At 46.1% G+C, this 16,097-nt stretch carries 11 protein-coding genes; 6 read left to right on the top strand and 5 right to left on the bottom strand.

From position 1 onward, the window contains the following. The first annotated feature begins 25 nt into the window (after positions 1–25). Positions 26–1,495, top strand: a complete 1,470-nt coding sequence (locus JOC27_RS07530; RefSeq protein ID WP_415641062.1) for an NAD-dependent succinate-semialdehyde dehydrogenase — start codon at positions 26–28, stop codon at positions 1,493–1,495. A gap of 184 nt (positions 1,496–1,679) precedes the next feature. On the opposite strand, the gene gabR is transcribed toward JOC27_RS07530, so the two are convergent. Next, on the bottom strand, positions 1,680–3,095 hold the full coding sequence (gene gabR / locus JOC27_RS07525; RefSeq protein WP_205006615.1) for a MocR-like transcriptional regulator GabR: 1,416 nt from the start codon (positions 3,093–3,095) through the stop codon (positions 1,680–1,682). 100 nt (positions 3,096–3,195) lie between these two features. On the opposite strand from gabR, the gene gabT reads away from it, so the two are divergent. The 5 genes from gabT to JOC27_RS07500 all read left to right on the top strand — a co-directional run bounded on the left by gabT (position 3,196) and on the right by JOC27_RS07500 (position 8,897). Beyond that, on the top strand, positions 3,196–4,521 hold the full coding sequence (gabT, locus tag JOC27_RS07520; RefSeq protein ID WP_415641061.1) for a 4-aminobutyrate--2-oxoglutarate transaminase: 1,326 nt from the start codon (positions 3,196–3,198) through the stop codon (positions 4,519–4,521). A gap of 56 nt (positions 4,522–4,577) precedes the next feature. Further along, positions 4,578–5,420 (top strand): substrate-binding periplasmic protein, encoded by an 843-nt coding sequence (locus tag JOC27_RS07515; RefSeq protein ID WP_205006611.1) that lies wholly within the window; start codon positions 4,578–4,580, stop codon positions 5,418–5,420. Between the two features lie 43 nt (positions 5,421–5,463). Then, positions 5,464–6,171 (top strand): amino acid ABC transporter permease, encoded by a 708-nt coding sequence (locus JOC27_RS07510; RefSeq protein ID WP_205006609.1) that lies wholly within the window; start codon positions 5,464–5,466, stop codon positions 6,169–6,171. A gap of 4 nt (positions 6,172–6,175) precedes the next feature. Beyond that, positions 6,176–6,940, top strand: coding sequence for an amino acid ABC transporter ATP-binding protein (locus tag JOC27_RS07505; protein WP_205006727.1), 765 nt, complete (start codon positions 6,176–6,178; stop codon positions 6,938–6,940). A 631-nt stretch (positions 6,941–7,571) separates the two neighbouring features. After that, positions 7,572–8,897: an aspartate aminotransferase family protein gene (locus tag JOC27_RS07500; protein WP_205006607.1), complete on the top strand. Its 1,326-nt coding sequence runs from the start codon at positions 7,572–7,574 to the stop codon at positions 8,895–8,897. A gap of 272 nt (positions 8,898–9,169) precedes the next feature. Here JOC27_RS07500 and JOC27_RS07495 read toward each other — a convergent pair whose 3' ends face one another. The 4 genes from JOC27_RS07495 to JOC27_RS07480 form a co-directional block, all read right to left on the bottom strand. Continuing rightward, entirely contained in the window at positions 9,170–10,744 is a 1,575-nt protein-coding gene (locus JOC27_RS07495; RefSeq protein WP_205006605.1) for a glycosyltransferase family 2 protein, read from the bottom strand. A gap of 180 nt (positions 10,745–10,924) precedes the next feature. Continuing rightward, the gene (locus JOC27_RS07490; protein ID WP_205006604.1) at positions 10,925–12,097 is read right to left on the bottom strand and encodes a glycosyltransferase family 4 protein; all 1,173 of its coding nucleotides are present in this window, start codon (positions 12,095–12,097) and stop codon (positions 10,925–10,927) included. Then, positions 12,094–13,503: a lipopolysaccharide biosynthesis protein gene (locus tag JOC27_RS07485; RefSeq protein WP_239530034.1), complete on the bottom strand. Its 1,410-nt coding sequence runs from the start codon at positions 13,501–13,503 to the stop codon at positions 12,094–12,096. The genes JOC27_RS07490 and JOC27_RS07485 overlap by 4 nt, the downstream gene beginning before the upstream one ends. 87 nt (positions 13,504–13,590) lie before the next feature. Continuing rightward, positions 13,591–14,376, bottom strand: a complete 786-nt coding sequence (locus tag JOC27_RS07480; RefSeq protein ID WP_205006602.1) for a glycoside hydrolase domain-containing protein — start codon at positions 14,374–14,376, stop codon at positions 13,591–13,593. Positions 14,377–16,097: the final 1,721 nt, after the last annotated feature.

The following is a 16,097-nucleotide window of genomic DNA, read 5'->3' as shown; positions in this document are numbered from 1 at the left end:
TTGACTATTGAGGGGGATAGCAATGATTGCAGAGATGGAACAATTAATTGAGCGTGTGCCAAAGAAATTATTTATCGGTGGTGCATGGCTGGACGCGGCTAGTGGTAAGACTGACACGGTGATCAATCCAGCAACTGGAGAGAAGATCGCTGAGGTAGCGAGCGGCAGCACAGAGGATGCGAAAAGAGCGGTTGTCGCCGGCCAACAAGCCTTTCCGGCATGGGCCAGTCTTGACATCGACAAACGGGTAGCTATTCTGCGCGCAATGGCGGATGCAATTATCAGCCATGCGGACGAACTGGCGCGTATCATGACAATTGAGCAAGGCAAGCCGGTTGCGCAGGCAAAGGGCGAAGTGCTGGCAGGGGCTGAATCGGTGCGTTGGTACGCCGAAGAGGCACGACGGGTTTACGGCGAAACGATACCTGGACCAAATGGTCATTTGCTGCTCGTGCAAAAAGAACCACTGGGCGTTATCGGTGCGATAACCCCTTGGAATTTTCCTTCGTCGATGATCACGCGGAAAATTTCGCCGGCGATTGCAACGGGCAATACGGTTGTTCTGAAGCCGTCACCGGAAACACCATTGTCGGCATTGGCACTCATGGATTTGTTTGCAAAAGCGGGTCTTCCGGACGGTGTTGTGAATCTTGTGACAGGCGACGCGCCAGCAATCGGCAAAGTATTGACGGAAAGCAATGTGATTCGCAAATTGACTTTCACGGGTTCAACGGCAGTCGGAAAATTATTAGCGGAACAATCCGCCCAAACGGTGAAAAAAGTATCGCTTGAGCTCGGCGGACACGCGCCTTTTATTATTTTTGAGGACGCGGATCTTGATCGTGCTGCAGCCGATCTGGTCGCGACAAAATTCAGGAATAACGGACAGGTCTGCACCTCACCAAATCGTATCTTTGTGCATGAATCCGTCTTGCAACCATTTACTGAGAAACTGGTTACGCTTGTGAAACAAGTGAAGGTTGGCAATGGCTTGACCGAGGACGTCGACGCCGGTCCGCTTATCCGCGAAGACGCGATTGTGAAAATTCAGCGGCAAATCGCTGATGCTGAGGAAAAAGGCGCGGTGATCCGGACAGGTGGTAAACGGCTGACCGAAGGCGCGTATGCAAACGGCTATTTCTATGCGCCCACCGTGCTTTCTGGGGTTACACGCGAGATGAAAATATTTTATGAAGAAACGTTTGGTCCAGTGCTACCGGTTATTTCTTTCCATGATACAGATGAAGTGCTAGCGATGGCTAATGACACTTTGTATGGATTGGCCAGCTATTTCTATACCGCAGATTTGAAGCGGATCGCTAAAGTTAGTCAAGGCTTGCAATACGGGATGGTCGGTGTCAACAGTGGCGTTGTGGCTTATCCGCAGGCGCCGTTCGGCGGCACCAAGCATTCCGGATTCGGACGTGAAAATGGCCATCAAGGCATTGAGGATTACGTCAATATTAAATTCGTCAATCTGAACTATTCGCTGTGAACATTGAACGATCATATAGAGAATCAGAGAAACGAGGCTCCTTGAAAAAAAGGAAGCCTCGTTTTTTTTTAGAAAGTATAAAGATTTTTGCACAAAAAATGGAGCGTAGGTGCTCTGGCGCCTTACGGGAACAGCGTGCCTCAAAGCAACTCGCCAGTAAAAAGGGTCAGTATGCTAATGCGCTTCACTGATAAATAGCTCGGTAGAGAAGCTGAACAGCGCGATCGATAGACCCATTCGCCAGATTCGCAAAACCGATAATGAACGTTGGTTTTTTCGTGAAATAATGCGCTTTCAGCACGCAGCGTTCCAGACTATACAATTCCAATTTTTCCTGTGCCGCACGATTTAGAATCTCATCCATCGAACGTTTGGTATCAAATTCTGCTAGAAAATGAAGACCGGCATTGATCCCATAAATCTTGATAGCCGCTCCGAATTGCACGCGCATGGCTGCAATCAGCCGTGTCCGTCTTGTTTCGTAAATTTGGCGCATGCTTTTAATATGCTTGTGATAAAAGCCGGAATCGATAAATTGCTGTAGTGTAATCTGAGTCAGAACATTGCATGTCTGCATCAAAAAAGAGAAGCGTGTCCGAGCTATCCGAAGCAGTTGCTCTGGAAGAATCATATAACTGATCCGCAATCCGGGCAGCAGCGATTTTGAGAAAGTACCGAAATAAATCACACGTTTATAGGTGTCGAGACCTTGCAAACAGGGGATTGCATCGGTTTGATATTTAAATTCACTATCGTAGTCGTCCTCAATGATATAGCGATCTGCTTGTTCAGACGCCCAGTTCAACAATTGGATGCGCCGGGATATCGGCATGACGATACCCGTTGGAAATTGGTGGGAGGGCGTGACGTAAACAACTGAAGGATTGATCCGCCTAATCGCTTCGATCGAAATGCCTTTTACATCCAAACGAACGGTCTCAACAGGCCGCCTTAATGTTTCCAACAGACGGTAAACACGCTGATAACCGGGTTCCTCAAGAGCGAAAACCTTGTTCTCCTCAATCAGACCGTCAAGTATTTGCAATAAGATTTGCGTGCCGCTGCCGAGGATAATTTGTTCCGGAAAGCATTTGACACCACGTGTAATCGAAAGGAGCCGGGCAATTGTTTGGCGGACGGAGCGGATGCCTTGGGGATAGCGCGATGAATCGTCATCCAGCATGTTCTGTCGCATTTTCAATGCCTGATGCTCGCATTTTAGCCAATTTTCAAATGGGAAGAGCGTTCGGTCGATCGACATGTGAGAAAAAGAAAGCCAACCTTTCCTTGACTGCGATTTTTCTTCGAGATCGGGACTGATTGTTTCAGGCGATCGGGCGGATAAAGGAAAAGCGTCCAATTTCTCAACAAAAAATCCTTTTCGCTCCATCGCGTAAATATAACCTTCGGCAAGAAGCTGCTGATAAGCGGCGTTAATCGAATTGACACTGACGTTGAGCGTTTTTGCCAGTTCTCTTTTTGATGGAAGTTTTTGATCAGGGAGAAAGTGACGGAGCAGTATTTCTCTTTTGAGATTTTTATAGATTTGCTGATACTTATAGTCCATCGAATGAACCGACTGAATCCGCGTCTCTACCATGATAGCAATCTCCTGGTACCAAAATATTTTGAAAATTGATACTATACATAATACCAAAAAATATTCAAAATATCTATTAAAGGGGAGATGATATCACATGATTAAGGAAAATATCCTGACATCAGAAACGGAAGAATGGCAGAAGAAACGGCAAAAGTATGTTTCATCGGCCGTTGGCAATGGCAACACCCATATAGCGGTCCGTGCGAAAGGGGCACTTGTCACAGATAGCGATGGCAATACGTTTATCGATTTCGCTGGTGCCATTGGCGTACAGAACGTTGGTCATTGCCACCCGAAGATTGTTGACGCGGTTAAAGAAACCTTGGACAAGTATATTCACCCCGGATTTAATGTGATTATGTATCCTGAATATATAGCGCTGTGTGAAAAAATTTGTGAAGCTGCACCGGGTTCATTCGAGAAAAAAGCGATTTTGCTCAATTCCGGTGCGGAAGCAGTTGAAAATGCAGTGAAAATCGCTCGCCGTTATACCGGACGATCAGCAGTTGTCTCGTTCCAACGCGGATTTCACGGACGAACGAATTTGACGATGAGCATGACGAGCAAAGTCAAACCTTATAAGTTTGGGTTTGGTCCTTTTACCTCTGAAATTTACCAAGCCCCGTATCCGTATTACTATCGCAAACCGGAAGGGCTGAGCGATGAAGCCTATGATCAGCAGGTGATCGCTGAATTCAATGACTTCTTCCTCGGTACTGTCGCTCCCGAATCAGTGGCCTGTCTCGTAATGGAACCGGTTCAGGGCGAGGGCGGCTTTGTCATTCCTTCCACAACTTTTGTTCATTATGTACGTGAGTTCTGTAGCAAACACGGTATTGTCTTCATCGCCGATGAAATTCAGGCAGGTTTTGCGCGGACGGGTAAAATGTTTGCGATTGAGAATTTCGATGTCGTACCCGATTTAATGACCATCTCCAAATCACTTGCCGCCGGTTTCCCGCTTAGCGGCGTGGTCGGGAAGGCAGAAATTATTGACGCCTGTGATTTAAAAGGCTCACTGGGCGGCACCTACTGTGGAAATCCGCTGGCGTGCGCAGCCGCACTTGCTGTTTTTGAGGTGATAAAAGAAGAAAATTTGCTTGAAAAAGCGGAACATATCGGCCACTTGTTTGAAACAACTGCTCGCGAGTGGAAGGAAGCATACCCATTTATCGGTGATGTTCGCCGATTGGGCGCGATGGCTGCGATTGAATTCGTCACCGATCCGGTGACGAAGACGCCAGACAAGGCGCGTACGAGCAAAATTGTCCGTTACGCCAATGATCACGGACTGCTTCTGCTCGATGCCGGATTGAAAGGCAATTGCATTCGCCTGCTTTGCCCGCTTGTGATTACGGATGAACAATTGACTGAAGGACTCGCTATTATTCAGGCAGGCATTGAGTCGACCATTAATAATTGATAAAGAATGGATAATAAAGTAAATTATAAATATTGAAAAAATTAGGAGGCTTGTCCATGAAAAGACTATTTTGCCTATTTATCGCTGTTGTTCTCCTTGTCGGGGTATTGTCTGGATGTGGCTCGCAAGCGAGCAGTTCGTCGAGCAAAAGTTCCTCAACTGATACATTAGCGGCTGCCAAGAAGAAAGGGGTGCTTGTCGTTGGTTCATCAAACGATGCCCCATTTGCCTACATTGACCAGAAAACACATAAATTTTCTGGAATTGATGCGGATATTATCAAAGAAGTTGCCAAACGATTGGGCATCCCAAAAGTCGAAATGAAGCAGACAAAATTTGAAAACTTGCTCCTTGAATTGAACAATAAGAATATTGATTTGGTCACCGATGGCATGTACATTAACCCGCAGCGCCAGAAGATTGCTAAGTTCACAACCATCTGGTATACGGAAGGCGAAGCAATCCTGATTCCGAAAAATTCATCGATAAAAAGTGTCGCCGATTTAAAGGACAAGACGATTGGCGCTCAGAAGGGCACAGCATTCTATGATTTGGCCGTCAAAATGCAGAAGGAAGGCAAAATCAAGCAAGTTGATACATTCGGTTCGCAGTCCGATCTTGAGCTGGCGGTGAACACTGGAAAAGTCGACGGATGTATTACGGATGGTGCCGTTGCTGCCTATAGTTTAAAGACTGATCCGACCTTGAACCTGAAGATTTTGAGCCCGTATAAGCCGGAAGCTTCTGGAATGATCGGAGCCGCTGCACGAAAGAGCGACACAAAGCTTGTCACAGCGATTAATAAACAAATCAATATCCTGAAGGAAAACGGATTTATTAAAAAGGAATTGAAAAAGTGGGGCATGCCGGATAATTATTATGTGCCTGTTGTCAAATAATGAGTTTGCCAAAGCAAGGATGTTATGAGATAGAGGTGTCTTAATGAACATACTAAATAACCTTGATTTTGGGACAGCCATTCACCAATTGACGCCGCAGCTTCTGCAAGGTTTGGTGATCGCACTTGAAGCTACCATTTTTGGCTTTCTGCTCGCTTTGGTTCTTGGCGTATTAATTGCGGTTGGGCGATTGTCCGGTCGCAAGTTCCTGAATGGTGTGCTTGTTGTCTTCCTGGAAATGATTCGTGGAACACCGCTACTCGTTCAATTAGTTTATATGTTTTATGTTGTTCCGCTATTGATATCGCTTGTTTTTCAGTTTTTCATTCCGGATTATCAATTCCGAATGAATCCGTTACTTTCAGGTGTTCTCGGACTGGGCATCAATTACGGCTGCTATATGTCGGAAGTTGTTCGCTCATCGATTGTGACGATTCATAAGGGACAGACTGAAGCAGCGTTGGCACTTGGTTATACGCATCGGCAGACGATGTGGTCGATCATCATTCCGCAGGCAACAAGAAATTCAATTCCGGTTTTTGGAAATTATTTGATCATGATGATCAAGGATACTTCACTTCTGGCCTTTATTACCGTGAACGAATTGCTGCTGCGGACACAGGCGTACGCGTCTCAAACCTTTTTGACAATTGAATCGTATACGTTGCTCGCTGTTGCCTACCTGATTCTAAGTCTCCCATTATCGCAAGTGGTGCGGCTGCTCGAGAAGAGGTTGAGAAAACATGCCTGAGAAAATGATTGAAGTGATTGATCTTCATAAGTCCTTTGGTAATCAAGAAATTTTGAAGGGGATTGATCTCAACGTTCGTAAAGGTGAGAAAGTAGTCATTATCGGTCCTTCGGGATCCGGAAAATCAACTTTACTGCGTTGTCTCAACTATCTTGAAGTACCGACTTCGGGAGCGATTAAGATCGAGGGAAAAAGCTTTCTTGATGAACAAGGCAAATACCATGAAAAAAGAGTCGCCGAACTCCGTACGGAAATTGGCATGGTCTTTCAATCATTTAACCTATTTCCAATGATGACTGCGATTGAAAATGTCATGGCGGCCCAGATCAAAATTAGAAAGAAAACGAAAGAGGACGCTCGAAAAACTGCGGAATTGTATCTGGATAAAGTGGGTTTGGCGGATCGAATGAATCACTACCCCAGCCAATTATCTGGCGGACAGCAGCAGCGTGTGGCGATTGCCCGTGCCTTGGCGATGCGACCAAAGATGATGCTTTTTGATGAGGCAACATCTGCCCTTGACCCCGAACTTGTTGGCGACGTGCTACAAGTTATCCGCCAGCTTGCTGATGAGGGGATGACGATGGTGCTGGTCACTCATGAAATGCGTTTCGCTGAGGAAGTTGGTGACCGAATCATTTTTATGGATCGTGGCGTGATTGTTGAGGAAGGCAGTCCGGAAGACATATTTGTCCACCCCCAGCATAATCGGACGAAAACATTCATTCAGCGTGTCCTGCATCCAGAAAGTCTAGAAGGTGTCCAATAATTTATGTTGATGGAAAGAGCCGGCTTGCGTTCCGGTTCTTTTTTATACACTTCAGAAAATAGAAGCTTTCAGAAGAATTAAGTATCAGAAAAACTAAGATTTAGCCGTCGTCCAAAGGACTTGGCGGCGCCCGCGGCAAGCGAGCAGCCGAAGCGCATAGTTACAAAAAGAACCGGTCAAAGCCCAAGTTTTCTCACCATTAAAGAAAATATAGAGCTTTTGCACAAAAAAAGCAGCGCAGGTGCGAGACGCCAGCGGGAAGAGCAGGACAGGGGAGACCCCGCAGGTAACTGCCTGTTCGAGGAGGCTCCCGTCCTGCCCGCGGCAAGCGAGCAGCCGAAGCGCATAGTTACAAAAAGAACCGGTCAAAGCCCAAGTTTTCTCACCATTAAAGAAAATATAGAGCTTTTGCACAAAAAAAGCAGCGCAGGCGCGAGACGCCAGCGGGAAGAGCAGGACAGGGGAGACCCCGCAGGTAACTGCCTGTTCGAGGAGGCTCCCGTCCTGCCCGCGGCAAGCGAGCAGCCGAAGCGCATTGGTTACAAAAAGAACCGGTCAAAGCCAAATTTTTCAAAGACGTGCACGGAGACGGAGAGCATATACCATTTTTTCTAAAGGATGGATGAGAAGGATGAATCCGATAACACATACAGAACGTTCGCAACAAAACTACCACCAGCTCTGTGACCATTTGGTAGACGGCGTCGCAAGCAGTTTTCATAAAGATCCAAATCAACCGTATCCGATTAGTTTTGAACGCGGAGAAGGTGCCTATCTCTACGATTTGGACGGCAATGCTTATATTGATTATGTCGGAGGAATGGGTCCAATGATCTTGGGCTATGCACCACAAGCAGTTAACGCAGCCGTTACCAAGCAGATAGAGAAAGGGACACAATTTGCCGCCCCATTCTCGAACTTGCTGCGCCTAACAGAAAAGCTAACTGCAATCATTCCCTGCGCCGAAAAACTTGCGTTTCAAAATACAGGAACAGAAGCCAATATGCTGGCTTTTCGTCTTGCCCGCGCCTATACAGGCAAATGGAAAATTGTGAAATTCGAAGGACAATACCACGGCTGGTCTGATGAGCAACGAATCAGTTCCGATGCTTTGCGTGCCGCGCAATTTGGGAGGCGCGAACAGCCGAATAAGTTGCTCGAAGTCAGCGGACAATTACCAACAGCCGCCGATCAAATTCTCACGCTTCCATGGAATGATGGCGATTTATTCGAACGGGTACTGACGAAACACGGTGACGAAATTGCTGCAGTGATCACCGAACCGTTCATGTGTGATTCGGGACCGATTGTTCCGAAAAATGGTTTTCTGCAAAAATTACGCGAAGTGACCCGCCATCATCAGGTGCTCCTGATTTTCGACGAAGTGATCACCGGCTTTCGATTGGCACTCGGCGGGGCACAAAGCTATTTCGGCGTGACGCCTGATCTGGCGGTATTTGCCAAGGCAGTTTCAAACGGATTTCCCTTATCTTTTGTTGCTGGAAAAAGAGAAGTCATGAACTGCGGAGTGCATCCATCTGGAACTTTCAACGGCAATCCGATTTCTGTAGCAGCTGCATTGGCGACAATCGAACAATTGGCGAACGATCAGGTTTATCGTCGATTTGATATGCTGGGACAGATGTTCACTACGGGACTTAACAAATTGGGGGAGGAATATCAACAGCCGCTTCATGCTGCGCACTTTGGCGCAATTATTGTCCTTCATTTCGGACGCTGCGATTCACCGGCTGACTTTCGCGACGCGCTGAATACTTTGGATCAGCCATATTATGATCGATTTGTCACAACCGCGTTGCAGTACGGTGTTCGTTTGACACCGAAAAGAGGAAGACTTTATTTGTCTACTGCGCATACGGAACGCGAGATTCGCCGGACACTCGAGGCATTCGAGCAAGTCTTCCAGTTGTTAACAAAAAATCGTGAGCATAAATAGCTGCATCAAGTCGGCTTTAGATCTAACGAATAAAAACGCAGGCGCCATCTCCGACAATTCAGAGGTGGGACCTGCGCTTTTTTCTGTTTGGTTGACTGATATTTTTCGGTAATCAAAAGTTAATTAGCAAGTATGACTTAGGCTCTGTTACAATTTAATGTTGATTTTTATGAAAAAAAGCAATGTGTGAAACGTCTGCGGGAATACCGTGCCAGAGAGACCCGGCAGATTATTACCTGTTCGTGGAGCCAAAAATTTTTTTGAATGGCAACTCAGGCTTTATAAGGTGTACGTAGTTGCCAGAGTTGGTACAACATAGCAAGGGTCTGGAAAATGGTCAGGATCGACAATACGGTAAAACCAGCTTGGAAATATGGATGAATGAATTGGATAAAGGCATCACTCTTGAAATAATCGTTCATTTTGTAACCGAGATAGATGACCGATCCGAAGAAGCCGAGAATAAAAAGGATAACATATGAAAGCTTTGAGCGTGTCAATCCTTTTTCCGCCGCGTATTGATTCCCCCAACCGTCAAACTCTTTTACGCTGAAGTGGCGCATCCAGGCGCGAATCCAAATCAACAGATTGACCCAGAGATAGATTTCCGGACTGATCAGGAGCGCTGACATGATCACGTCTATCGGACGAATACGGTATGTTTTTATTGCAAGCACCGTATTCAGGATACAGGCGACGGCTGGGGGAATCGCCCAGACCCACGACCAATAATATTGATTTGTATAGATAGCGAGAATCACCATGACAACAAACAAAACGCGTGTTAACAAATCAAGGCCCATTTTTATTTGTTCTCGCCAGAGCTGTCCGGTATGCTGGGTGCGAATTTTATCGCGATTGGCAAGCAACTCGATTAGCCCGCCTTTCCATTTATCTCGCTGCGCAACGTAAGATTTGTAGTTGCGCATTCCATCAACATAGCAGCGAGCGGTTGGTGAAACAAGTGCTTTATAGCCACATTTCTCGATCATCCAGGTCAGCGCCATATCTTCGACTTGTGTATCATCACGTAAATAAGAGACAGTGCCTTGCGCGATGCGCACCGCTTCAAGGGCGTCGGGATTGAACATAGACGTTTGACCGCCGAGAACGTATGTCCGGCCACGGCCTTTTGTGAAAAGTTGTAGCGTCCAAGATGCCATATCAATTTTCTGGCGGGCAATCCACCAACGCGCAATCGGTCCGCCGTATGCGCCGCTCTCCATTTTGTCCTGATAATGTGGGTCGTCTTCAAGTATTTTTCGCTTGCTAACTGGGTAGAGCATCGTGTATTTTGCCATCACACCGCCGATATTGCTGTCTGATTTCAGCCCTTCCCAGAGCTCAATCATGCAACCTTTTTCCATACGCGTATCCGCATCAATCGACATGATCGCTTCAATAGAAGCGACATAACGCTGCTGGCGTCGGCTAATGTCTTTACCGGCAACGCGTAGACTGTTTCCGTGCAAGAGCGAATAAAGTTGCGTCAGGCAGCCGACTTTTTTCTTGGCATTGTTCTCCGTTTTGTAGATAATCAGGTTAAGATTATGCTTATTTGCCGTATAGATTGCTCGTTCTTCTGTCCGGTCTGTGCAATTGTCAAGGCCAAGTAGAATGTCGACCGACTGGATTCCTGAAGGCAGCTTCTGGTCGGCGATTCCCTCAAGACAACTCGAAATAGCCATCTCTTCGTTATGTGCCGGCAACAGGATGACAATACGCGGCGCGATCAAATCACTTTCGAACCAACTGTCCTTCACAACATCTTCGTACGTGACGTAGCGAATATTTTGTTTCTCCACGAGATAGTACTGGGTTTTCTCACTTGCACCGTTTTGACTCATACAGAATTCATCCCCTTTAAAAGTGTCAGCACGTAACCAATCGATTGATTTATTTTTTTGATTGTAGCTATCCTACCGAAGGGGGCATGACAAAATCATTACAACGGGGCAGATAATGAGAATTTCCTCAAATGTCTAATAAAAAAAATCCCATTTCCACAGGATTTTTATTTACAGAAATTAATTTTTCTGAAGGATGGCGATTAAGTCTTCAAGATACGTTTCGGATTGAAAATGTTCTAATATCTTGCGCCGGGCATTGCGACTGAGACGACTGCGCAGTTCTTGATTTTCCGAAAGGAGGAGGATGGCTTCTGAAAGCTGCTTAATCATTAGCGGTCCGGTTGGAACGAGCAAACCGCAATCGCCGGCGATTAGTTCAGGTATGCCGCCACTCGCTGTTGCAATAACAGCCTTTTCCATACACATGGATTCGGCAATCGTTAAGCCGAACGCTTCGTGGCCGAGCGACGGTAAAACAACGAGATCAGCAGCGTCAAGATAGGCCGGTATCTGTTGATGGTTGACAGACTCAATCCACGTGCAACGGTCGCTGGGCAGCGCGTTGCGCGCCCATTGCAACTTTTGCTGGTAATCTTTGTCTGACGATTGGCCAATCAATAAAAGATGAAGGTTCGGGTTCACGCGAAGGGCAAGAGCAAACGCATTAATCAATTCCAGAACGCCTTTGCGCGGAACGATCCGACCGTAATAGAGAATCTGAATGCCTGTTTGAGCAGCTGCATCAGCGGGTCTACGTGCATGCGGCTGAAAAAGCAGGGTATCAATTCGGTTGTAAAGGACGGTGGTTTTCTGCACTTCAGCGCCAGATTTTGCCACCTGGCCAACGCGATCGGCGATGAACGCACTGACACCGATGACCCGATCACAGCAAGACAGCACGCGCCGGGCATACCAATTGTCTGGCGATAGGGTATCATTGTGCAAATGAAGCGCGAGGCGCGCACGCTTCCCCAGCATACGCCTTGCAGCGAGCAGAAAAAGCGGCCGATTCTCAATGATGATCCAATCATAGCGGCGCGACCGGATCTGTTTGAGCACGCGACGGAGGTACGGAGCGGCAATCGGTGTGAGACGGCACTTCAGTGCAAACCGGTTATAGAGCTGAATTATGCGGCTCAGATGGTGTGGCACACGCGTATAGTAAAATTGTGTATTTCGCAGGCAAAGGGCACGACGTGCTGCAAGCGGTTCGAAAACAGAATAAACATCGAGATCGGTTCGCTTCATCTTTTCATTATTCTGAATGAGCAATTCGATCAGTGTTTCAACCGCGCCACCGCTCACCGCCGGTACCGGCAGAAGCTCTGGGCTAATAATGGCGATTTTCATGATCGGATTCCTTCCTGATGCCGGAACCATTCAGCTAAATTTTTAATGGTGCGCCATTGCATTCCCAGAAGTACAGCGAGAACAATCAGATTAAGGGTAGTTAAGCCGCTTACGGGCAAAAGGTTCGCAAGGGCGGCGAGAAAAAGCAGTAGAATAACGGCATAATGTCTGACGAGATGCAGTCGCTGCCAGCAACGCGCGGAAAAATAAGAACGGGCGGCGAAGAAAAAAAGATAGGAAACAGCGGTGGCGATCGCTGCGCCGACCGCGCCCCAGCGTGGGACAAGCAGAATATTGAGCAATAAGCCAGGAATCAGCGCAATGACGGAAACCCAAATACTGAGCGTACTGCGTTTGCTGAAAACAATGCCTAATCCGGTCGTCTCACTGAGCGTATAGATGAGCGGCTGCAAGCAGAGAAAGCCGATCAACAATCGGGTATCGGCATAGCGCGCTGAAAGCAGCGCGACAATCAAATTTTTGAAAATGAAAATCAACGAAGCAAGCACAGATAAAATAAGCAAAACACCTTCGCTGACTTGCTGGAAATCAGCGGCTTTCCGTCCCTCGGAGAACCAGCGATAGGCGGTCGGCACCCAGAATGTGGTGAAACTGGTTTGGATAATCGCTAGCAGAGCCGCGATTTTGACTGTTGCGGTGAAGATACCAAGCTGGGCAAAGTCGCTCCAGAGCCGCAGCGCAATTCGGTTAAAGCCGTTTAGCAGACCGGAGAGCGATGTGGCAATAAGAATCGGAAGCCCAAAGCGGAGCATGGCGCCAAGCAACGCCCGATCAAGCGCAAAATGGCGCAGATTAAAAAGCTGTCGGTAGCGAATGAGCAGATAACAATCGCCGGCGATTTGACCGAGGATGGTTGAATAAACGACCGCGAGAAAATCGCGGCGCACCCAGAGAACGAAAATCAAAGTCAGCACGAGCACGGTGAATTTGACGAAAATATTCAACAGCGAGTATTCCAGCGCTTTCTCTTGCATACGTAGCGACAGCAGGATAAATCGTTCCAAGACCATGAAAACTATCATTAAGCCGAAAAGAACGGCGGCAAGCAGCTGGTTTTTCTGGCCGAAAAGCGTCTGAGCAATCCATTGCGGCATCAAAAGTGTGATCAAGAAAAGCAGAAGCGCAAAACCGAGCGGAATCAGCAGGGCATTTTGAAAGAAAGTTGTTTTATCGCGTGCTTCATGGTAATCACGCGTATAGGCCTGGTCGATCCCAAGAAATAAAAAGCTGCCAATCAAGGATTGAAGCAGCAAAAAAAGCCCGGCTTTTCCGTACTCCTCCGGGCGGATGAACAAGGTTGTCAGTGGAATTGTGAGAAATGAAAGTGCCGCTCCTGCGACCGGTCCAATTGAAAATCCGATCAATTTCTTTAAAAATGGGTGCATGCGCGTTCTGCCTTTCCGCTGGCCGTAGATTTTTTTACCATTATGCCAACAAGCAGCCGCAGGCATACGCGACATTTGGACCGCTTTTTAAAAGAGTGCCGCCCATGTTTGCGGACCAATGACGCCATCGACTTGGAGCTTCTTGATTTTTTGGAAGTTTCGGACGGCACGTTCGGTTTCCGGTCCAAAGAGACCGTCCGAGCGGATACCAAGTGTTTTCTGGATTAGACGGACAGTGTTCCCGTGGCTGTTTATTCGAATCAGGTGCCCAGGATAGCGATTTTTGCACACCGGAAGTGGCCAAAGCACGGCGTCATTATAAATTTCATTCCAATCAACGATCAAACCACCGGCATGCTGATTGTTTTTAAATTGATAGATATCGGCATGCGCTGATTTTTGGCCTGCCGACCAAGCCGCTGTCTGAAAAAAGCAGTCAGCAGCTTGCCATAAATGAAGCGCGTTGATGACACTGAGCGACCCATATGCGCCGATGGTGTAAGCGCTCAGGTATCGGTGAAGTTGAAAAAAATACGAGCGGATAACCGAGAGCTCTTTCGGTGAAGCGTTATAGTCAACAGTGAAAAAAATTGGCGTTCCGACGGGCTGACCAAGTAGTCGTGCCCAATAGGCGGCTTCGCGCGCATCGATTGACGCCTGAGTCCGTGTAAAATATGCGGCGTCAGTCGGTGCTTTTTCCCAAATGCTGAACAATCTCAAGCCGGCGCTCGTCGCTGCAGAGACTTCTTCCTTCGTTAAAGTCTTCCACGAGTCGGGCGGTCCAAGGTAACGCCCGATCCCATCAAAGCCAGCTGCCTTTAACTTTTTTGCCGACACCGGTGTCAGCCGGCGAGCACAATCTACACCTTTCAATCCGTTCACCTCTGCATGTTTTAATGCCTATCACCCTATCAGTAGTACGCATTCAGATTCCCGGTGAGATAGATTTAAAACAATTCGAATGGATATTAAAAACCCAATTCTATCTGAAAGCTTTCAAAAAAAGTGAGATCAAAAAGGAGCTGCACAATGCAGGCTCCCATTCTATAAGTAGCGGTCTTTCAGAAAAGCGGTTAGATCAAAATAAAAATATTTAAGAGTTGCGCAAAACTGGCTCCATCCTATAAGTAGTGAGCTTTCAGACGGTTAGATCAAAATAAAAATATTTAAGAGTTGCGCAAAACCGGCTCCATTCTATAAGTAGACAGCTTTCAGAAATCCGGTGAGGCAGATATTAAAAAAATATAATATGATACTAAATACCTATGTCCATCTGAAGCCTTTCAAAAAAAGCGGTGAGATCAAAATAAAAAAATTTAAGAGCCTCACCATGCACAGCTCTATTCTATAAGTAGAAGGCTTTCAGAAATTCGGTGAGATAGATTTGAAAAATCGTTGTTTGCTGCTAAATACCTATCCTCATCTGAAGGCTTCCCCAAAAAACGGTGAGATAAAAATAAAAAATTTTTAAAAGCCGTAGAATGTCTAGTTCCATCCTAATAAGTAGTGGGCTTTCAGAAAAGCGGTGAGATCAAAATAAAAAAATTTAGGAGCCGCAAAACTTCGTCTCCATCCTATAAGTAGCAGGTATTCAGAAAAGCGGTAAGATCAGAATAAAAAATATAGAGCCGCACAAAGTTCGTCTCCATCCTATAAGTAGAGGGTTTTCAGAAAAGCGGTGAGATCAAAATAAAAAATTTTTAAAGCCGCACAAAGTTCGACTACATCTTATAAGTAGTGGGCTTTCAGAAAAGCGGTGAGATCAAAATAAAAAATTTAGGAGCCGCATAAAGTTCGTCTCCATCCTATAAGTAGAAAGCTTTCAGAATTCCGGTGAGTTCAAAATAAAAAAATTTAGGAGCCGCAAAACTTCGGCTCCATCCTATAAGTAGAGGGTTTTCAGAAAAGTGGTGAGATCAAAATAAAAAAATTTAAGGACCGCACAAAGTTCAGCTCCATTTTATAAGTAGAGGGCTTTCAGAAAAGCGGTGAGATCAAAATAAAAAAATTTAAGCGCTGCACAATATCAGCTCCATCCTATAAGTAGACAGCTTTCAGAAATCCGGTGAGACAGATATGAAAAAATTATAATATGATACTAAATACCTATGTCCATCTGAAGCCTTTCAAAAAAAGCGGTGAGATCAAAATAAAAAAATTAAGAGCCTCACCATGTACAGCTCTATTCTATAAGTAGAAGGCTTTCAGAAGTTCGGTGAGATAGATTTGAAAATTGTTGTTTGCTACTAAATACCTATCCTCACCTGAAGGCTTCCCCAAAAAACGGTGAGATCAAAATAAAAAAATTTAGGAGTTGCGCAATGCAGGCTCCATCCTATAAGTAGTGAGCTTTCAGGAAAGCGGTGAGACAGATTTGAAAAAATTATAATTTGCTACTAAATACCTATGTTTGTCTGAAGACTATCAAAAAAAGCGGTGAGAGCAAAATAAAAAATTTTTGGAGCTGCGCAGTGCAGGCTCCATCTATAAGTAGTGAGTTTTCAGGAAAGCGGTGAGACAGATTTGAAAAAATTATAATTTGCTACTAAATACCTATGTTTGTCTGAAGACTATCAAAAAAAGCGGTGAGAGCA

Source organism: Sporolactobacillus spathodeae (assembly GCF_016908935.1).
Classification (GTDB): domain Bacteria; phylum Bacillota; class Bacilli; order Bacillales; family Sporolactobacillaceae; genus Sporolactobacillus; species Sporolactobacillus spathodeae.
This window is presented reverse-complemented; position numbering and strand designations above follow the sequence as displayed.